The 17,946-nt window shown below is 65.1% G+C and carries 18 protein-coding genes; 11 read left to right on the forward strand and 7 right to left on the reverse strand.

The annotated features are described in order from the left end of the window. Positions 1–55 precede the first annotated feature (55 nt). From grxD to ABIC75_RS09860, 4 genes are all read left to right on the forward strand, one after another. Positions 56–979: a Grx4 family monothiol glutaredoxin gene (gene grxD, locus ABIC75_RS09845; protein WP_354013647.1), complete on the forward strand. Its 924-nt coding sequence runs from the start codon at positions 56–58 to the stop codon at positions 977–979. A gap of 167 nt (positions 980–1,146) precedes the next feature. Next, positions 1,147–1,812, forward strand: coding sequence for a response regulator (locus ABIC75_RS09850; RefSeq protein ID WP_354013648.1), 666 nt, complete (start codon positions 1,147–1,149; stop codon positions 1,810–1,812). A gap of 101 nt (positions 1,813–1,913) precedes the next feature. Then, the gene (locus ABIC75_RS09855; protein WP_354013649.1) at positions 1,914–3,323 is read left to right on the forward strand and encodes a sensor histidine kinase; all 1,410 of its coding nucleotides are present in this window, start codon (positions 1,914–1,916) and stop codon (positions 3,321–3,323) included. 165 nt (positions 3,324–3,488) lie between these two features. Continuing rightward, entirely contained in the window at positions 3,489–4,856 is a 1,368-nt protein-coding gene (locus tag ABIC75_RS09860) for a glutamate--cysteine ligase (protein WP_354013650.1), read from the forward strand. Between the two features lie 72 nt (positions 4,857–4,928). On the opposite strand, the gene ABIC75_RS09865 is transcribed toward ABIC75_RS09860, so the two are convergent. Next, positions 4,929–5,345 carry a hypothetical protein gene (locus tag ABIC75_RS09865; RefSeq protein ID WP_354013651.1) on the reverse strand — a complete coding sequence of 139 codons (417 nt, stop codon included), beginning with the start codon at positions 5,343–5,345 and terminating at the stop codon, positions 4,929–4,931. 205 nt (positions 5,346–5,550) lie between these two features. On the opposite strand from ABIC75_RS09865, the gene ABIC75_RS09870 reads away from it, so the two are divergent. Beyond that, positions 5,551–6,666, forward strand: a complete 1,116-nt coding sequence (locus tag ABIC75_RS09870) for a sensor histidine kinase (RefSeq protein WP_354013652.1) — start codon at positions 5,551–5,553, stop codon at positions 6,664–6,666. Next, complete coding sequence (locus ABIC75_RS09875) at positions 6,663–7,451, forward strand: LytR/AlgR family response regulator transcription factor (RefSeq protein ID WP_354013653.1); 789 nt, start codon at positions 6,663–6,665, stop codon at positions 7,449–7,451. The genes ABIC75_RS09870 and ABIC75_RS09875 overlap by 4 nt, the downstream gene beginning before the upstream one ends. A gap of 18 nt (positions 7,452–7,469) precedes the next feature. Here ABIC75_RS09875 and ABIC75_RS09880 read toward each other — a convergent pair whose 3' ends face one another. After that, the gene (locus ABIC75_RS09880; RefSeq protein WP_354013654.1) at positions 7,470–8,141 is read right to left on the reverse strand and encodes a hypothetical protein; all 672 of its coding nucleotides are present in this window, start codon (positions 8,139–8,141) and stop codon (positions 7,470–7,472) included. A 280-nt stretch (positions 8,142–8,421) separates the two neighbouring features. On the opposite strand from ABIC75_RS09880, the gene ABIC75_RS09885 reads away from it, so the two are divergent. Next, positions 8,422–9,408 carry a hypothetical protein gene (locus tag ABIC75_RS09885; RefSeq protein ID WP_354013655.1) on the forward strand — a complete coding sequence of 329 codons (987 nt, stop codon included), beginning with the start codon at positions 8,422–8,424 and terminating at the stop codon, positions 9,406–9,408. A 6-nt stretch (positions 9,409–9,414) separates the two neighbouring features. On the opposite strand, the gene ABIC75_RS09890 is transcribed toward ABIC75_RS09885, so the two are convergent. The 4 genes from ABIC75_RS09890 to bioD form a co-directional block, all read right to left on the reverse strand. Next, a complete protein-coding gene (locus tag ABIC75_RS09890) occupies positions 9,415–10,437 on the reverse strand; it encodes an alpha/beta hydrolase (protein ID WP_354013656.1) in 1,023 nt (340 codons plus the stop codon). A 161-nt stretch (positions 10,438–10,598) separates the two neighbouring features. Continuing rightward, positions 10,599–12,806: a peptidyl-dipeptidase Dcp gene (gene dcp / locus ABIC75_RS09895; protein WP_354013657.1), complete on the reverse strand. Its 2,208-nt coding sequence runs from the start codon at positions 12,804–12,806 to the stop codon at positions 10,599–10,601. A 160-nt stretch (positions 12,807–12,966) separates the two neighbouring features. Continuing rightward, entirely contained in the window at positions 12,967–13,317 is a 351-nt protein-coding gene (locus tag ABIC75_RS09900; RefSeq protein ID WP_354013658.1) for a hypothetical protein, read from the reverse strand. Positions 13,318–13,369: 52 nt separating this feature from the next. Continuing rightward, positions 13,370–14,041 (reverse strand): dethiobiotin synthase, encoded by a 672-nt coding sequence (gene bioD, locus ABIC75_RS09905; protein ID WP_354013659.1) that lies wholly within the window; start codon positions 14,039–14,041, stop codon positions 13,370–13,372. 142 nt (positions 14,042–14,183) lie between these two features. Between bioD and ABIC75_RS09910 the strand changes: the two genes are divergently transcribed. Then, positions 14,184–14,678, forward strand: coding sequence for a GAF domain-containing protein (locus ABIC75_RS09910; protein ID WP_354013660.1), 495 nt, complete (start codon positions 14,184–14,186; stop codon positions 14,676–14,678). A 33-nt stretch (positions 14,679–14,711) separates the two neighbouring features. Here the strand turns inward: ABIC75_RS09910 and yihA are convergent, their stop codons facing one another. Next, a complete protein-coding gene (gene yihA / locus ABIC75_RS09915; RefSeq protein WP_354013661.1) occupies positions 14,712–15,347 on the reverse strand; it encodes a ribosome biogenesis GTP-binding protein YihA/YsxC in 636 nt (211 codons plus the stop codon). 110 nt (positions 15,348–15,457) lie between these two features. On the opposite strand from yihA, the gene ABIC75_RS09920 reads away from it, so the two are divergent. The 3 genes from ABIC75_RS09920 (at position 15,458) to ABIC75_RS09930 (ending at position 17,887) form a co-directional block, all read left to right on the forward strand. Beyond that, a complete protein-coding gene (locus tag ABIC75_RS09920; RefSeq protein WP_354013662.1) occupies positions 15,458–16,249 on the forward strand; it encodes a c-type cytochrome in 792 nt (263 codons plus the stop codon). A gap of 69 nt (positions 16,250–16,318) precedes the next feature. Further along, positions 16,319–17,182, forward strand: coding sequence for a thiol:disulfide interchange protein DsbA/DsbL (locus tag ABIC75_RS09925; protein ID WP_354013663.1), 864 nt, complete (start codon positions 16,319–16,321; stop codon positions 17,180–17,182). A gap of 48 nt (positions 17,183–17,230) precedes the next feature. Next, positions 17,231–17,887 carry a thiol:disulfide interchange protein DsbA/DsbL gene (locus ABIC75_RS09930; protein WP_354013664.1) on the forward strand — a complete coding sequence of 219 codons (657 nt, stop codon included), beginning with the start codon at positions 17,231–17,233 and terminating at the stop codon, positions 17,885–17,887. Positions 17,888–17,946: the final 59 nt, after the last annotated feature.

Genomic DNA, 17,946 nt, shown 5'->3' on the forward strand with positions numbered 1-17,946 from the left:
GCCGGCATATCCACAGGCGCTACAATTCACCCTCTTTGCCGGAGCCTCCGCCCCCATGTCCCTCGACAGCGCCACCCGCGAACGAATCGAATCCCTGCTCCAGAACCACCGCGTGGTGTTGTTCATGAAGGGCACCCGCCAGCAGCCGATGTGCGGTTTTTCGGCCGCGGCCACCAACACGCTCAATGAGTTGCTGCCGGAATACCACACGGTGAACGTGCTGGAAGATCCGGAAATCCGCGAGGGCATCAAGGCCTACGGCGATTGGCCGACCATTCCCCAGCTGTACGTGGGCGGTGAGCTGGTTGGCGGTGCCGACATCATTCGCCAGATGTACGCCTCGGGCGAGCTGCACACGCTGTTCGGCGCGGCCGCGCCGGATCGCACGCCGCCTGAGATCACCATCACCGACAAGGCGGCCGAAGCCATCCGCCAGGGCACCGCCAATGCCCAGGGCCTGGCCTTGCATCTGGAAATCGGCCCGGACCACAGCGCCGGCTTCCAGCTGGCGCCGGGCAGCGACCACGACATCGTGGTCAGCTCCAACGGGATCGAAGTGCATTTCGACCCGGGCAGCGCCCAGCGCGCCAAGGGCATCGTGATCGACTGGGTCTCCACCGTGCAGGGCGAAGGCCTGAGCCTGAAGTTCCCGGGCGCGCAGGAGATCGGCACGCTCACCGTGCAGCAGCTCAAGGAGCGCCTGGCCGCCGGTGACATCACCCTGGTGGACGTGCGTCCGGCCCACGGCCGCGCTGCCGCGGCACCGCTGCCGCAGGCACGCATCCTGGACGAAGAAGGCTACGAGACGCTGGCCAACCTGCCCAAGGACACGGCCATCGCCTTCATCTGCCACCACGGCGTATCCAGTCGCGGCGTGGCCGAGCGCTTCGCTGCGCACGGCTTCACCAAGATCTACAACGTGGAAGGCGGCATGGACGCCTGGGCGCGCGACATCGACCCGACCGTGCCGCGTTACTAAATCGCGCGAAAGACCACCGGTGGATCATGAGGGCGCCCGCTTCGGCTGGCGCCCTTCTCTTTTTGGCCGGCGCTGGCCGACGAACGCCGACGATCGAACCACTCCGACGACGGCGAACTGAAAGGCGTGCCTGCTAGCATGTAGGTACCACCTCATTCTCGTGCCCTATGCGCATTCTGCTCGTCGAAGATGATTCCCTCGTGTCCGACGCCATTTCCCGTGGCCTGGTCGGCTCTGGTTATGTGGTGGACGCGGTGGGGGACGCCGAATCGGTGGCATCTCGCCTGGCCGACACGCACTACGACCTGGCCATCGTGGACCTGGGCCTGCCCGGCGAGGACGGCCTCTCGCTGGTGCGTCGCCTGCGCCGCAATGGCAGCTCGTTGCCGCTGCTGATCGTGACGGCCCGCGACGGACTGGACGACCGCATCAATGCGCTGGACCTGGGCGCCGATGACTACCTGGTCAAGCCGTTCGCCCTGCCGGAACTGGCCGCCCGCTGCCGTGCGCTGATCCGTCGCGCCACGGCCGCCGCCGCCAACGAGATCGTGATCGGCGGCCTGCGCATCGACCTCGCCGGTCGCCGCGCCCTCAACGAGAAGGGCGAAGTCCTCGAACTGACCCGCCGTGAGTGGTCGATCCTGGAATGCCTGGCACACCACAGCGGTCGCGTGGTGAGCAAGGAGCGCCTCACCCAGGCCATCACCGGCTGGAGCGAGGACATCTCCGGCAACGCCATCGAAGTGCACGTGTCGCGCCTGCGCAGCAAGCTGGGCAGCTCGGCCACGGTGCGCGGCATCCGCGGCCTGGGCTACCGCCTCGAAGACGCCTGAGCGGCGGTCCTCTGATCCAGCCCTTGCCGATGGCATGATGTCAGGACCATGCGCGGGGACCGCCCCCGCGCCGTCTGGACATCATCCGCGGGGCCGGTTCGGTGAAATTCACCTCGAATAAATCAGAGCAGTCCAGGCGCCCTACCAGCGTCCACAAGCGACTGCTGAGCTATCTGCTCGCGCCGCTGCTGTTGCTGCTGGTGGCCGGGGTGGCGGTCGATCACCACGTGATCGTCAGCCCGATCCACAACGCCTTCGATCATTCGCTGTCGCGTTCGGCGCTGGCCATCGTGGCCCGCATTCACGCGGGGCCGAACGGCCAGCTGGACGTGGCGCTGCCGCCCCATCCGCCGCCGCCGTTGCGCGCGATGCCCGACGAGCATTTCTTCTATCGGGTCAGCCTGCCCGACGGCACCACCATTGCCGGTTCGCCCGAACTGCCGGTGGCGCCCGACAGCCAGTCGGACGACGGTTTCAGCTACACCAACGTCACCTTCCACGACGAACCGTTCCGGCTGGCGAGCTACCGCACCAACGAAACCGGCGACCCGCTGGTGGTCACCGTGGCGGAAACGCCGGCGCGCCGCGACCGCGCCGTGCATCGCCTGGACGTGGCCTTCCTCATCAACGACACCGTGCAGATGGCCGCGGTGTTCGTCATCGCGCTGGTGGGCATACGCATTGCACTGCGTCCGCTGCAGCGCCTGAGCCGCCAGATTGCCGGACGCCCCGCGGTGGCGCTCAATCAACTGCCCACGGAAGACGTACCCACCGAAGTACTACCGCTGGTCGTGTCACTCAACTCCCTGCTGGGACGCGTACGCGATTCGGTGCTCTCGCAGCAGCATTTCCTTGCGAATGCCGCGCACCAGTTGCGCACGCCACTGACGGGACTCAAAGCCCAGCTCGAAGTGTTGAGCCGCGAAAGCGCGGGCACGCCGGTGCAGGAACGCATCGCCCTCCTGCAGGGCGGCGTGGATCGGCTGGCCCATACCGCCAACCAGTTGCTGACGCTGGCACGCGCCGAGCCGTCCGCGCATCGCGCCAGCCACTTCACGGCAGTCGACTTGCCTCGCCTGATCGGTGAAGTGATCGACAGCTCGCTCGATCGCGCCCTGGCGCACGGCATCGACCTGGGTGCGGACAGCCAGCCCGTGCAAGTCACCGGCGTGTACTGGCTGTTGCACGAGGTGCTCAACAACCTCATCGACAACGCCATCCGCCATACCCCGGTGGGCGGCAACATCACCATTCGCTGCGGCATCGAGAACGGACGGCCGTTCCTTGAAGTGGACGATAGCGGCGTGGGCATTCCCATGGAGGAACGCGACAAGGTTCGTGAGCGCTTCTATCGCAGTGTGCGCAGCGCGAACAATGGCGCCGACGGTTGCGGCCTGGGCCTGGCCATCGTGGACGAAGTGGCCCGCGTCCATGGGGCGCAACTGAGCATCCTCGACGGCAGCACTGGCCGGGGCGTGCGGATGCGCATCGACTTTCCACCGCTAAGCTGAGGCAGGCCGAGCCTTCTTCGCCAGCACAACACACGCGTGCGGGTAAACAGGGTCGCACCCCTGCCGAATGGGTCAGGCGCTTCAAATTCAAAAGTTCGGATAATCGGCACTTTGAATTAGGATGCGTCACCCCCACCGTGGTGGCACCCCCGCAAGGAGTTCCCCGTGTCCATACCCAGTGCCGTCAAGAGCACGCCCATCGGCAGCCGCCAGCAACTCACCGACTACCTGGCCGCCGGGGAAAAACCGCGCGATGCCTGGCGTATCGGCACCGAGCACGAGAAGTTCGGCTTCCTCACCGACACCCTGCGCCCGCCCACCTTCGAGGGCGAGCGCGGCATCCGCGTGCTGCTGGAAACCCTGGCCACGCGTTACGGCTGGGAGGTGGCGCGCGAAGGCGACAACCCGGTGGCGCTGTCGCGCGACAAGGCCTCCATCACGCTGGAGCCGGCTGGTCAGCTGGAGCTCTCGGGCGCGCCGCTGGAGACCATCCACGACACCTGCAGTGAGGTCAATTCGCACCTCAAGGAAGTGCGCTCGATCGCCGAGGATCTGGGCATCGGCTTCCTCGGCATGGGCTTCCAGCCCAAGTGGCGCCGCGACGAAATGCCGTGGATGCCCAAGGGCCGCTACAAGATCATGCGCGAGTACATGCCCAAGGTCGGCAACCTCGGCCTGGACATGATGACGCGCACCTGCACCGTGCAGGTGAACCTGGACTTCGAAAGCGAAGCGGACATGGTGCGCAAGTTCCGCACCAGTCTCGCGTTGCAGCCCATCGCCACTGCGTTGTTCGCCGATTCGCCGTTCACGGATGGACGTCCGAACGGCTATCTCTCCTACCGTTCGCACGTGTGGGAGGACACCGATCCCAACCGCACCGGCATGCTGGACTTCGTGTTCCAGGACGGCTTCGGCTATGAGCGCTACGTCGACTACATGCTCGACGTGCCGATGTACTTCAGCTACCAGAACGGCCAGTACATCGACCTTTCCGGCCAGGATTTCAAGCGCTTCATGGCGGGCGAACTGCCTGCCGTGCCCGGCGTGCACGCCACCATGAAGGACTGGGCCGACCACCTCACCACCGCGTTCCCGGAAGTGCGCCTCAAGCAGTACCTGGAAATGCGCGGCGCCGACGGCGGCCCGTGGAATCGCCTGTGCGCGCTGCCGGCGCTGTGGGTCGGCCTGCTCTACGACGACGAAGCGCTCAACGCAGCATGGGATCTGGTCAAGGACTTCACCCGCGAAGAACGCCACGCGCTGCGCGACGGCGTGCCGCGCCAGGCGCTGAAGCTGCCGTTCCGTTCGCACACGGTGCGCGAGCTGGCGGCCGAAACGCTGAAGATTGCGTCACATGGCCTCAAGCGCCGCGCACGTCTCAACAAGAGCGGTGCGGATGAAAGCATCTTCCTCGAACCGATGATCGAGATCGTCGACGCCAACCAGACCCCAGCCGAGCGCAAGCTCGAACTGTTCAACGGCCCCTGGAACGGCAGCGTGGACCCGGTATTCCGCGAGTTCGCCTACTAAGCGATACCCGTCTCGAATCACGAAAGGCCCCGCCCTCGCGCGGGGCTTTTCGTTGATGCGTTGGCCATGGCATCACGGCGAACCCGCCACCTGGATGTCGTCACGCTTCAGCGGCATCGAGCGACCGGTGCGGGTGCTGCCCACCGCCAGTCGCAGGCCATCGTTGCGGCATACGTCGAGATGGGGATAGAGCAGTGTGCGGCCGCCATGAAAGGTCACGCGTACATCGCGGCGGCATGCGCCCGGCGGCACCTCCACCATCACCGATGCAAGGCCACCGCGTAGCGGTTGCGCCAGCGCGATGTCACGGAAATCCGCGCTGCCGCTGGGCGCCATGGCAAGCGCGGTCACGCCATCGAAGGTGGCATTGACGATGCGCAGCGGACGTATCGACTCGCGCGTCGCACTTGCGGGCGTGGCGCACGCCGCCAGGGTAACAAGCATCGCGGATACCGTCATAACGAAGGCAGTGATACGGGTGGCACGCATGGCAGCTCTCCGGGCATGGAATGGATGGCTCGATGCCGACGTGCGCAGCGAGCCATGCCATCGGACGCCTTTGCGGCCCCGTGGCGGAAGCGATGCGTGACGAATCGTCGTAGCGCGATGACGAATCGTAGGCGTCGCACGCTTTGCTTCTCTCCACGAAAACAGGCGCCTAAGATGGAGCGACGATCCATTCGGACATCCCGCGATGAAGGTGCGCCTCGGCAACACGCAGATCGGCCTGGCCCACTACCTTGGACTGTGGACGGTCGTGGCCACCGTGTTCGGCTCGCAGGAGTTGCTGCGCGACATCGTCGACGGGCAGCACCTGTGGTCGCCGTGGGATTACATCCGCTGGGGCATGATCCAGTGGTACACCTGGGCTGCATTGGCGCCATGGGTGTTTCGCCTCGCCGAGAAGCACCCCATTCGCGCACCGCTGCGCCTGCGCGGCCTGGGCAAACAGCTGCCCTTGAGCCTTGGTGTGACGATGCTCGCCATGGTGATCGGCGCACTCGTTTCCACGCTGTTCGAGCCCAGCGGCTTCATCCAGCAGTTGTGGTACTTCGTGGGCCAGCATTTCGCCACGGGACTGCTCACGTACTGGGCGCTGTTCGCCATCCAGCAGGCCATGGCGTTCCATGAAGAGAAATCGCGACGCGAACTCGAAGCGAGCCAGCTCACGGCCGAACTGGCGCAGTCGCGCCTGCGGGCACTGAAGTCGCAACTGCAACCCCATTTCCTGTTCAACACGCTGCACGCCATCGCTACCCTGCTGGACGAAGACACGCTGTCGGCCGAAGACATGCTGCTGCGCCTGAGCGATCTGCTGCGCGCCTTCCTGGAAGACTACGACGGCCAGGAAATCAGCCTGAAACGCGAACTGGTGCTGCTGGACCTCTACCTCGGCATCCAGCGCACGCGCTTCAAGGACCGCCTTACCACGCAGATCTACGTGAGCCCCGAATCGCTGCCCTGCGCGGTGCCCAGCCTGATCCTGCAACCCATCGTGGAGAACGCCATCCGCCACGGCATCGGCGAACGCCTGGGCGTGGATTGCATCGAGATCGAATGCCGGCGCGAAAGCGACAGCCTTTGCATTGATGTGCGCAACCGCAACAGCACGCTGGAAAGCGATGCCCCATCCAGGCAGGGACACGGCATCGGCTTGTCGAACACCGCGCTGCGCCTGCGCGAACTTTACGGCGACGAAGCGCATGTGCGACTGGAAATGATCTGGCCGCAAGGCGTGGTCTGCCGCCTGCGCCTGCCCTTCCGCGAAATCGAGGAACCCGACGAGTCGCCCGAAGTGGTGAGCGCATGAGCATCACCGCCCTGGTGGTCGACGACGAACCTATCGCGCGCCGCGCCATCGTGCGCTTGCTGAAGGCCGATGCCGATATCGAACTGCTGGACGAATGCGGCGATGGCGAGTCGGCGGTGCGGGCCATTCGACATCACGCGCCGGACCTCGTCTTCCTCGACGTGCAGATGCCGGCCATGACGGGCATGGACGTGGTCGCCACCATCGGCGCTGCGCAGATGCCGGCGACCGTATTCGTGACCGCGTACGAGCAATACGCCGTGCGCGCGTTCGAGGCCAACGCCGTCGACTATCTGGTGAAGCCTTTCAGCCGCGAGCGATTCGCCGAAACCCTGCTGCGCGTGAAGCAACGCCTGGCGACACGCGAGCGGGCAGGCGATGCCTCCATCACGCGGATCATGCAGGCGCTCGACACGCTGAAGCAGCGCGAGAGCTACCTGCAGCGACTGCCGGTACGCGTCGGCGAGCATATCGCCTTCGTGGACGTCGACGACATCGTATGGATCAAGGCCAGCGGCAACACGGTGCTGCTGCACCTGGCCGACCGCGTCCATGAAATGCGCGAAACCATGACGGCGCTTGCGGCGCGGCTCGATCCGCGGCATTTTGCACGCGTGCATCGCTCGGCCATCATCAACACGCGCCGCGTGCAGGCCATCCATCCCTGGTTCAACGGTCACCACGTGGTGACCATGGATACCGGCCAGAAGTTGCGCATGAGTCGCTATCAGCACGAAGCCTTTCTGCGACTGGTATCGACGCGGGACGTCCGCCAGAACGACTGAACCGCTGCAACCAAGAGGTCAGCGATGAGCCTCGTGGTCGTTGTCGAACGTCGCATGGCTGCTCATGCCTCCCATGCCGCCGCCGATGCCGCCCGCACCGCCACCAGCAGCTTTGCCACCGCCATCGCCCTTGCCCTCGGCCTTGCCTCGCATTGCCGATATGCGCGTCGGCCCCTGCCGGGGAATGGCGAGGCTTGCGGGCACGGCTTCCAGGTCCAGCACCTTGCGAATGAAATCGCGCAACGACACCACCAGTTCGGCCGTATGCGTGGGCCGCCCCTCGGATAGCTCGGTGGCTGCACGCGCAGCCAGGGCCACCTGCTCCTCGGTGCCCAGCAGGATGATGTCCGAAAGTGCCGCCTCCACCGCATCGCGCATGCGACGCGAACGGTCGGAACGTTGCGAGGCCGTCTCGTTCGTCTCACCATCCGCGGGCGCACTCATGCGACGCAGATCGCGCAGATGCGCGGGGTCCACCGACAGATCGCCGGTGAACGAACCACCCAGCGTCTTGTATGCGGCAATCAACGTGCGCAGGCGCTCGTTGATCTGGCGATTCTCGCGCTCGCGCCGCTTCTGCACCGTGTGCATCGCCAGCAACCGCACGCCGACCATGATCAACGTGATGAGCGCCAGGCCCACCACGGTCGACAACAAGGCATGCCACGAACTGAAATCCAGGTTGCGCATGGATACGCTCCGAAGACGACCTTCACCTGACCCGCCACCCATGGCTTATGACCGCTAGCGCGTGATGGCAATGTCACTTGGCTAGCGAGAGAAACGTATGTGGTACGGCCTTGATCAACAACGCCACATTTGAACCGCCACGGTGCGGCGCGTTACGAACGGCAGGGTGCCAACCTCGCATGACTTCAAGCACGTCCTTTCGCCGGAACGCGGCGCAAGAATGGTGCGGCTCCGGAAGTGCCAGATAGTTCGTTCCATTCCCAACAGAAGGATCGGCGGCATGAAGCGTGTGATGCGTGTGCTGTGTGCGGTCTGTTGCATGAGCGGCTTCGTAGAGGGCATCGCTGCCGAAACCACGGCGACTGATGCGCCGCAGGTGTTCGCGCCCGGCGTGGTCTCGGGCCCGGCCAACGAGGATTCGGCGGCCTTCACGCCCGATGACAACACCGTGTTCTTCGATCGCATCCACTGGCCTAACGCCGCCATCATGGTTTCGCATCGCGTGAATGGCGCATGGAGCGCGCCGACGGTGGCGCCATTCTCCGGGCAATGGCTGGATCACGATCCGGCCATGTCGCCGGATGGTTCGTTCATCGTCTTTTCGTCCAACCGTCCCGATCAGGAAGGCGGCAAGGCGCTCGATGCGGTGATGGCCGATGGCAAGGTGCAGGCCGGATCCGGCGGCCATCTGTGGCGCGTGGATCGCAAGGGCAATACTTGGGGAAAACCAGTGCGCCTGCCGGATGCGGTGAACAGCAGTTCGCGCACCTACGCGCCGAGCGTAGTGGCAGACGGCAGCGTGTATTTCCAGCGGCCCGCGGACGATGACGATTTCCGCCTGTATCGCTCGCAATACCGCAACGGCGTGTACGAAGCGCCGGTGCCGGTGATGCTCGGCGATGCATCCGCGCACAAGCTGGACCCTGCGGTGGCACCCGACGAATCCTTCATCGTGTTCGATGCCAACTTTACCGGCAAGGACGATCCGAACCGTCTCTACATCGCGTTTCGCGACGGTGAAGGCTGGGGCAAGCCGATCGACCTGGGCAAGGACATCAACGTGAAGAGTCCCTGGGGCGCGCATTTGGGACCGGACCACCGCACGCTGTATTTCAGCAGCACACGCTCGCTGCCCGTGCATTACCCGCGCACACCGCAGCAGGCACAGGAAGACATCGCACGCATGCAGTGGGACAACGGCAGCGACAACATCTGGTCGGTGTCGCTCGCACCATGGCTGGATGCGCATCGCGCGTCGGGCGGCTGATCGCCGTCAAGGCGTCGTAGCGGCCAGATGCGTGCGCAGGAAGGCGCGCGTGCGTGCAAACGCCTCGCGTGATTCGGGCAACGAAAAATCGAACTGGTACTCGTGCCCGAGCGCGGGCTGATGCGATGCCGGATAGAACAGCGCGTCGACGGAAATTCCCCGGCGCTGCAACGCCTCGGCCAGCGCCACGGATTGCGGCGCCAGTGGATCGTCGTTGCCCACCGTGATGAAGGCCGCTGGAAATTCCTTCGTCACGCGCGGCACGACGGAGAAGGTGTCGTGCTCCGGTGGTGGCGACGGTGAGCCGAAGTACGACCACACCACCGTGCGTCCGAACCATGATGGCGATGCGGTCATGGACCGCCCGTCGAAAGGACCGCAGAACAGCACCACGCCGCGCAACTGCGAGGGCTGCACGGCCGAGGGAATTCCCATCTCGCCAGCGTATTCCTGCGAGGTGACCACCAGCGCGATCTGCGCGGCCAGTTGCGCACCCGCAGAATCGCCCGCCAGCACCAGACGCGACATGTCCAGCCGCAGGCGGCCCGCATTGTCCGAAAGAAACGCCAGCGCCAGATTGAGCTGATGCACCGGCAACGGATAGCGATGCTCCGGCGCCAGGGAATAGTCCACCGTCGCCACCGCATAACCATCGGCGGCGAGCATGCGCGCGTAGTTGGCCACGTCATGGCGGCTGCCTGCCACGAAGCCGCCGCCATGAATCCACACGATCACGGGCAACGGGGTGCCGTCGAGCGACGAGGGCCGGTGGATGTCCATCAGCGCATCGGGATCGGAAGCGCTGTACCGCACGTCAGATTCAGTGCGGATGCCGTGCGGCACATGGCTGGCCAGGGCGGCGTTGGCCAAGGTACCGCCGTGATTGAACACCAGGCGAATCACCATCGCCGATGGCCACGGACTGATCTTCACGGCGATGGCGCCCATCGCGCCAAGCACCACAATGGCGATGATCACGCGCCACAGGACGCGCCGCAGACGACGACCGGACGAAACTTGCACCACCATGAAGCCACCTCGCAAGCAACGTTGACGAAGCAAGCCGTCGAGCCACATCTCAAGGACACACGAATTCTTGCACGGTTGGCGCGATGACAACGTACGCAGGCCGCTGAAAAAAAGAGGGCCGGCATGGCCGGCCCTCTTTCGTCACAGCATGCCTCGCGGCATTACTTCTTCTGCGGTGCTTCCTTCAGACCACGGTTGAGCAGCATCGGCTCGATGCTCGGGTCCTTGCCGCGCCAGTTCTTGTACATGGTGGCGAGGTCCTGCGTGTTGCCCTGCGAGAGGATCATCGCGCGGAAGCGATCGCCGTTCTCGCGGGTCAGGCCGCCCTTGTCCACGAAGCCCTGGAAGGCATCGTCAGCCAGCATTTCGGTCCACAGGTAGGCGTAGTAACCGGCAGCGTAGCCGTTGCCCCAGATGTGCTGGAAGTAGCTGGAGCGGTAGCGCGGCGGCACGTAGCTCAGGTTGATCTTGGCCTTGGTGAGCGCGTCCATCTCGAACTTGTCCGGATCCTGCTTGGGCACGTCCGCGCCCAGGCTGTGCCAGCTCATGTCGAGCAGGGCGGCGCCGACCAGTTCGGTCATGTCGTAGCCCTTGTTGAAGGTCTTGGCCTTCTTGATCTTCTCGACCAGTTCGGCCGGCATCGGCTCGCCGGTCTTATAGTTCTTCGCGTAGTTGGCGAAGATCTTCGGGTCGGTCGCCCAGTGCTCGTTGAACTGCGACGGGAACTCCACGAAGTCACGCGCGGTAGCGGCGCCCGAGAGCGACGGGTACTGCGTGTTGGCGAAGATGCCGTGCAGGCCATGACCGAACTCGTGGAACATGGTGATCACGTCGTCGAACGACAGCAGCGCCGGCTGGCCTGCGGCAGGCTTGGGGAAGTTGGCGACGTTGAAGATCACCGGCTTGGTGCCCAGCAGCTTGGACTGGTCGACCAGGTTGCTCATCCAGGCGCCGCCGTTCTTGTTGTCGCGCTTGAAGTAGTCGCAATAGAACAGCGCCATGGAGGTGCCGTCCTTGTCGAACACTTCGAACACGCGCACGTCAGGCTGCCAGACCGGGATGTCCTTGCGCTCCTTGAAGGTCAGGCCGTAGAGCTGGTTGGCGGCGTAGAACACGCCGTTCTGCAGCACGTTGTCCAGTTCGAAGTACGGCTTGATCTGCGATTCGTCGAGGTCGTACTTGGCCTTGCGCACCATCTCTGAGTAGTGGTTCCAGTCCCACGCCTCGACCTTGAAGCCGCCCTTCTGCTGGTCGATCACGTCCTGGATATCCTTCGCCTCGCGCTCGGCGCGGGCGGTGGCCGCCGGGGCCAACTTGTCCATGAAGGTGATCGCCGCTTCCGGCGTCTTGGCCATCTGGTCTTCCAGCTTCCACGCGGCGTAACTGGAGAAGCCCAGCAGCTTGGCCTGCTCGGCGCGGATCTGCGCGATGCGGGCGATCATGTCGCGCGTATCGTTGGCGTCGCCCTTCTCGGCGCGATCCCACGAGTTCTTGAACAGCTGCTCGCGCGTGGCGCGATCGTTGAGGTTCTGCAGGGCCGGCTGCTGCGTGGTGTTCTGCAGCGGGATCACCCATTTGCCGTCGAGCTTGCGCGCCTTGGCCGCTTCCACTGCGGCGGCAATGTCGCCGTCGGAGAGGCCGTCGAGCTTGGCTTTATCGTCCACCACCAGCGCACCGGCCTTGGTGGCGGCGAGCAGCTTGTTGGTGAACTGCGTGCTCAGCGTGGACTCTTCCTTGTTGAGGTCCTTGAGCTTGGCCTTGTCGGCTTCGGACAGCTTGGCGCCGCCACGCACGAAGTTCTTGTAGGTCACTTCGACCAGGCGCTTGGACTCCGGATCGAGCTTGAGCGAATCGCGCTGGTTGTAGATCGTCTCGATGCGCGCGAACAGCTTGCTGTTCATCACGATCGCATCCTGGTGCTCGGCGAGCTTGGGCGCTTCTTCTTCCTGCACCTTCTGCAGCGTGTCGTTGGTGTTGGCACCGCTGACGGCGTTGAACGCCTGCATCACGCGCTGCATCAACCGACCGGACTTCTCCATCGGGATGAAGGTGTTTTCGAAGGTCGGTGCATCCGGGTTGTCGGCGATCTGGTTGATCTCCACCAGCTGCTGCTTCATGCCTTCCTCGAAGGCCGGCTGGTAGTCGCCATCCTTGATCTTGTCGAACGGCGGCGCCTGGAACGGCAGCGTGCTGGGTTCGAGGAACGGGTTGACCGCGCTGACCTCAACGGCGGGCGCGGCGGCGGCGGTGGAGGCCTTGGCCGGCGCGGTGCTGGCGGGTGCGGGCTGCGAGGCCTGCTCGTTCGACTGCTGCGAGCAGGCGGCGAGCGCAATGGACGTGGCTATGACAAGCGTGCGGAGACGAAGCATCGAGGTTCCCCATGGGGCGTGACAAACGAACGCCGAGACTAACCACAGCCCGACACGGGTGCCAAGGGCTGGAAGTACTGGAACACGCGTGCCAGCGCACGATGGCCCTTGCGCAACCGCAGCATGGGCGGCTCGCAAGTTCGCGCCGCTGGGTGGGCGATCAAGCCTGCTGCATGTCGCGCAATTGCCAGCTGTTGCCGATCAGCAGGTTGAGGCGGTGCCGCACGATGCGCATGGGCAGGTCGGTGATGAGGTCCATGTCCGTGCGCAGATCGCTGACCCGCGCGCTGGCCGTGGCTTGCGGATCGACCACGCCCAGCGACGGGTCCACGTCGTCCGGTTCGTCCTGCATGGCGCGCCAGCGCTCGAACAGCTCGGTGCTGCGCATGGCGTTTTGCACCGCAGCAGCGAGGTCGTTGGGCCCCGCCCCGTCGTAACTCAGCGAAGGCACCGGCCCGCGGGCGTGCGCAAGGTCGGCGACGGAAAGGTAGTAGTGGCTGCGAATGGCCATGCGTGCCTCCTGCGGTGTCGACGCCCGTATCCAACCACGCGTCGCGTGAACATCATTCCAAGACCAGCGTGAGATCCAGATGCGCGGCGGCTTCCTGCGGCGGAATGCCGTGCGGAAGAATGCCCAGACAGGGCGCGGGCAGCTGATGGCGCAGGGTTTCGATGTTCTCGTCCACGGCGTCCATGTGCGGATCGATGCGATTGCCGATCCACCCCACCAGCCGGCAACCGTCCGTGGCGATGGCTCGCGCGGAAAGCAGCGCATGGTTGATGCAGCCCAGCCGCAGGCCCACCACCAGAATCACCGGCAGCTGCCATTGCCGCGCGATGTCCGATGCGAGCAGGCTGCGCGACAAGGGCACCAGCCAGCCGCCGACGCCTTCCACCAGCACGTCATCGTGCATGCCGCGCAGGCGCTCGAATGCTTCGTAAAGCGGCGCGAGGCGAATCTCCACGCCTTCGTGCGCCGCCGCCAGATGCGGCGACAGTGGTTCGCGCAGGGCCACCGGGTTGATCCACTCGTATGGCATGGGCGAACTGCTGGCCGCCTGCAGTGCCAGCGCATCATCGTTGCGCAGGCCCTGGGGCGTTTCCACGCATCCGCTGGCCACCGGCTTCATGCCGCAGACCTGATTGCCGCGGGCACGCAGCAGGTGCAGCAGGGTGCACGTGGCATGGGTTTTACCGACACCGGTATCGGTGCCTGCGATGAACAGTGTCGACATGAGGCCATCCCCTGTTGGTGGTGCCCGGCGATCCCGTGCCGATGGCACCTCGCAGGCGCATAATACGTGCTTTGCGGCTGCCCGCTTGCGGCCTACGGCGATCCGCGCCAGGGCCATCCACGGGCTCCAGAGGATTCGATCGATGTATGAAGTGAAGACGCAGGCCTACGCCAGCAAACGCGAACACTACGAAGACCTGTGCAGCCAGGCCCGCGGCCTGATGGAAGGCGAGCCGGACCTGATCGCCAACGCGGCGAATTTCGCGGCGCTGGTCTATCACAGCCTGCCCGATTTCAACTGGTCCGGCTTCTATCTCTACGACGGCACCGAGCTGGTGGTGGGCCCGTTCCAGGGCAAGCCCGCGTGCATCCGCATCGCGCTGGGCCGTGGCGTGTGCGGCACGGCCGCGCAGACGCGCCAGACGCAGGTGGTGCGCGACGTGAATGATTTCGATGGCCACATCGCCTGCGATGCCGCCTCGCAGTCGGAAATCGTGGTGCCGCTGGTACGCGCCGATGGCAGCCTGCTGGGCGTGTGGGACGTGGACAGCCCGTCCATCGCCCGCTTCGACGACGAAGACCGCGCCGGCATGGAAGCACTGTGCGCCGTCTTCATGGCGGCGGTAGACAAGCGCTGAGTTCTTCCGCGCGCCGGTCTACCGACGCGCGACTTATTCCCGCGGCGTATTGAGCAGGGTCATCACCTTCTCACGCGCTTCCTCCACGCCGGTCGGCGCCTGCGAGGAAAAAATCTGCGCCGTGGCCTGCGTCTCGCTGGCCGTCAATTCCTTGCGCAGTGCCGCCAGCGCCTGTGCAGCCTGGCTCCGCGACAATTTGTCCGCCTTGGTCAGCAACACGTGGCAAGGCAGGTGCGTGGCGAAGCAAAACTCCAGCATCATCCGGTCGAAGTCCTTGAGCGGATGGCGAATATCGGAAATCAGCACCACGCCGCGCAGGCTGCGGCGTTGATGCAGATAGGCATCGATTTCCTGTTTCCAGTGCTCGCGCAGTGCTTCAGGCACCTTGGCGTAGCCGTAACCGGGAAGGTCGATCAGCCTTGCGGTGAGCGGTGGCTGGCCTTCTTCCTGCGCCAGCGGAGGCAGCGAAAACGCCACCATTTGCTGCGTGCGGCCCGGTGTCTTGGAGGTGCGCGCCAGGCCGCGATGCGCGGTCAACGTATTGAGCGCGCTCGACTTGCCGGCATTGGAGCGACCAGCAAACGCCACCTCCGCGCCGGCATCGGTCGGAAGCTGAGAAATTCGGTGAGCAGCCAGTACAAACTGGGCTCCTTGCAATGGATTTGGCATGGTTTGACCGGTTAAGGTGGCGCAGAGATAATCCGGTAGTTTCTGCCAGTTGCGGACGTGCTGGCCAGCGCGGACCGTGCAGCCATAGCAGTTTTTCGGGAGACAAGTGTATGAGTTTTCGGCCTGCCGGTTTTCGGCCCGCTGTTGTTCGTTATGCCGTAGTCCTCGTGTTTGCGCTGTCTTCCGGAGCAATCCTGGCGCAGGAAGCCAAGAATCCCGCCTCGGCGGCCACCGCCGCCAAGCCCGCCGCCGCTGCTGCCGCACCAGCCACTGCTGCTGCCGAACCGGCCAAGCCGGGCGAGGCCACCGCTGCCGTGAAGCCGGGTGATGCCGCCGCTGGCCAGGGCAAAGCTGCCGTATGCGGCGCCTGCCACGGCATGGACGGCAACTCCACCGATCCGCAGTACCCGAAGCTTGCCGGCCAGAGCGAGGCGTACATCGTCAATCAGCTCAACAGCTTCAAGTCGGGCCACCGCCAGAACCCGATCATGCTCGGCATGGCCGCACCGCTGTCCGAGCAGGACATGCACGACATCGGCGCCTACTTCGCCAGCAAGACCTCGCTTCCGGGCGTGGCCGATCAGGCGCTGGTGGAGCGCGGCGAGCAGCTCTATCGCCAGGGCGACACCACCAAGGGCGTGCCGGCCTGCATGGCGTGCCACAGCATCGATGGCCGCGGCAACCCGGGCGCGATGTACCCGCAGCTCACCAGCCAGCATGCGCAGTACATCGAGGCCACGCTGAAGTCCTGGCACGACGGCACCGTGTGGGGCGAGGGCCCGCACTCGCAGATCATGCCGGGCATCGCCAAGAAGCTGGACGAAAAGGACATCGCTGCCGTCGCCAGCTACGTCGAAGGCCTGCATGCCGCCGAAGGCGCAGGCGCTTCCGCCGCCAAGTAAACGTCTTCGACACGCCGGCCGTTGGCCGGCGTGTGCGTTCCAAGCCAAGTACATGTATTGAGGATCACCATGCTGAAGCGTCTGTCGTTCCTGTGCACCGCCCTGCTCGCGCTCGCCGCATGCAGCAACAACAACGACAACGCCAGCCAGGCGCCACAGCCCACGCCGGCACCGGCCGCCACCGCGCCGGCTGCACAACCTGCCACGCCGGCAACCGCTGCGACGCCAGCCGCTGCAAGCACAGCTGCTCCGGCAGCGGCCAGCACGACCGCACAGGCAACGGCAGCTCCCACCGCACCGGCCACGCCGTTCGTGGACGACGGCAAATGGGTGGAAGGCAAGCACTACTTCCGCATCGAGCCGGCGCAGGCCAAGGTGAGCAACACCGACAAGATCGAAGTGGCCGAAGTGTTTTCGTACGGCTGCCCGGCGTGCAACCAGTTCCATCCCACCATGAACAAGCTGGTGCAGGAACTGCCCGCCAATGCCGTGGTGGCGTACCTGCCGGCGTCGTTCATGCCGCAGGAAAACTGGCCGATGCTGCAGCGCGCGTTCCTCACCGCGCAGGCACTGGGCGTGGCCGACAAGGCCAACGACGCGATGTACGACGCCGTGTGGAAGTCGCAGGAACTCAGCGCCATGCAGGGCTCGGGCCTCAAGCCCGCGTCGGCACTGCCCACCATCGACGATGCCGCCAAGGTCTATGCCAAGTTCGGCGCCGATCCGAAGGAATTCGCGGCTGTGGCCAACTCCTTCGCCATCAACACCAAGGTCAAGCGCGCCGACGAGATGCTCAAGGCCTACGGCGTGGAAGAAACCCCGACCATCGTGGTCGACGGCAAGTACCGCTTCACCGCGCGCTCGGCGGGCGGTTACGAGCAGGCAGTGGAACTCGCCAAGTGGCTGGTGTCCAAGGAAGCGGCCGGCAAGTAAGCCGCACCCGTCGACACCCAACCCACGCCACCCCAAGAGTACCGCCCCATGTTCAAGCGTTTTGCTCCCTTGCGCGTGATCAGCCTGATCGCCGGCCTGCTGCTGGCGACCGCCTGCACCGCCACCGGCTCCGGCGATGCCGCGCCGTACACCGACGGTGCCGAGTACGTGACGCTTCCGGCCCCCGCCCACCGCCTCAGCAACGAGGGCAAGGTGGAGGTGGTCGAAGTGTTCTCCTACGGCTGCATCCATTGCGCGCATTTCGCGCCGATCGCCGACCAGATGCGCAAGCAGCTGCCGGCGGGCGTGACCTTCAAGCTCATGCCGGCCGTCTTCAGCGACCAGTGGCTGCCGTTTGCCCGCGCCTATTACGCCGCCAAGAAGCTGGGCGTACTCGACCAGACGCACCTGGCGCTGTTTCACGCCAAGTTCGACGAGCACTACCCGATCTCCAACCTGGATGAGCTGGCCGATTTCTACGCCATGCACGGCGTGAAGCGCGATGAGTTCATGCGCATCGCCAGCTCCGACGAAGTGACCCAGCAGATCCGCAAGGATGCCGAGCTGGTGAAGCAGTGGCAGGTGGACGGCACGCCCACCCTCGTCATCGACGGCAAGTACCGCACGGCCAATGTGAAGACCCTGGACGAGCTCTCCGCCGTCGCTCAATGGCTGGCCAAGCGCGACCTCGCCGGCGCCAAGTAAGCCCTTCGGAACGCGGGAACTTTCCCCGCGTTCACAACCGACCGGGCATTCTCAGGGTC

It is taken from the genome of Dyella japonica, from assembly GCF_040545895.1.
Taxonomy (GTDB): Bacteria; Pseudomonadota; Gammaproteobacteria; order Xanthomonadales; family Rhodanobacteraceae; genus Dyella; species Dyella japonica_D.

What these genes read in the sequence shown, in the direction of transcription:
- grxD (WP_354013647.1), top strand. Translation starts at nt 56, where the DNA reads ATGTCCCTCGACAGCGCCACCCGCGAACGAATCGAATCCCTGCTCCAG.
- ABIC75_RS09850 (WP_354013648.1), top strand. Translation starts at nt 1,147, where the DNA reads ATGCGCATTCTGCTCGTCGAAGATGATTCCCTCGTGTCCGACGCCATT.
- ABIC75_RS09865 (WP_354013651.1), bottom strand. Translation starts at nt 5,345, where the DNA reads ATGCGTGCCACCCGTATCACTGCCTTCGTTATGACGGTATCCGCGATG.
- ABIC75_RS09870 (WP_354013652.1), top strand. Translation starts at nt 5,551, where the DNA reads ATGAAGGTGCGCCTCGGCAACACGCAGATCGGCCTGGCCCACTACCTT.
- ABIC75_RS09875 (WP_354013653.1), top strand. Translation starts at nt 6,663, where the DNA reads ATGAGCATCACCGCCCTGGTGGTCGACGACGAACCTATCGCGCGCCGC.
- ABIC75_RS09880 (WP_354013654.1), bottom strand. Translation starts at nt 8,141, where the DNA reads ATGCGCAACCTGGATTTCAGTTCGTGGCATGCCTTGTTGTCGACCGTG.
- ABIC75_RS09885 (WP_354013655.1), top strand. Translation starts at nt 8,422, where the DNA reads ATGAAGCGTGTGATGCGTGTGCTGTGTGCGGTCTGTTGCATGAGCGGC.
- ABIC75_RS09890 (WP_354013656.1), bottom strand. Translation starts at nt 10,437, where the DNA reads ATGGTGGTGCAAGTTTCGTCCGGTCGTCGTCTGCGGCGCGTCCTGTGG.
- dcp (WP_354013657.1), bottom strand. Translation starts at nt 12,806, where the DNA reads ATGCTTCGTCTCCGCACGCTTGTCATAGCCACGTCCATTGCGCTCGCC.
- ABIC75_RS09900 (WP_354013658.1), bottom strand. Translation starts at nt 13,317, where the DNA reads ATGGCCATTCGCAGCCACTACTACCTTTCCGTCGCCGACCTTGCGCAC.
- bioD (WP_354013659.1), bottom strand. Translation starts at nt 14,041, where the DNA reads ATGTCGACACTGTTCATCGCAGGCACCGATACCGGTGTCGGTAAAACC.
- ABIC75_RS09910 (WP_354013660.1), top strand. Translation starts at nt 14,184, where the DNA reads ATGTATGAAGTGAAGACGCAGGCCTACGCCAGCAAACGCGAACACTAC.
- yihA (WP_354013661.1), bottom strand. Translation starts at nt 15,347, where the DNA reads ATGCCAAATCCATTGCAAGGAGCCCAGTTTGTACTGGCTGCTCACCGA.
- ABIC75_RS09920 (WP_354013662.1), top strand. Translation starts at nt 15,458, where the DNA reads ATGAGTTTTCGGCCTGCCGGTTTTCGGCCCGCTGTTGTTCGTTATGCC.
- ABIC75_RS09925 (WP_354013663.1), top strand. Translation starts at nt 16,319, where the DNA reads ATGCTGAAGCGTCTGTCGTTCCTGTGCACCGCCCTGCTCGCGCTCGCC.
- ABIC75_RS09930 (WP_354013664.1), top strand. Translation starts at nt 17,231, where the DNA reads ATGTTCAAGCGTTTTGCTCCCTTGCGCGTGATCAGCCTGATCGCCGGC.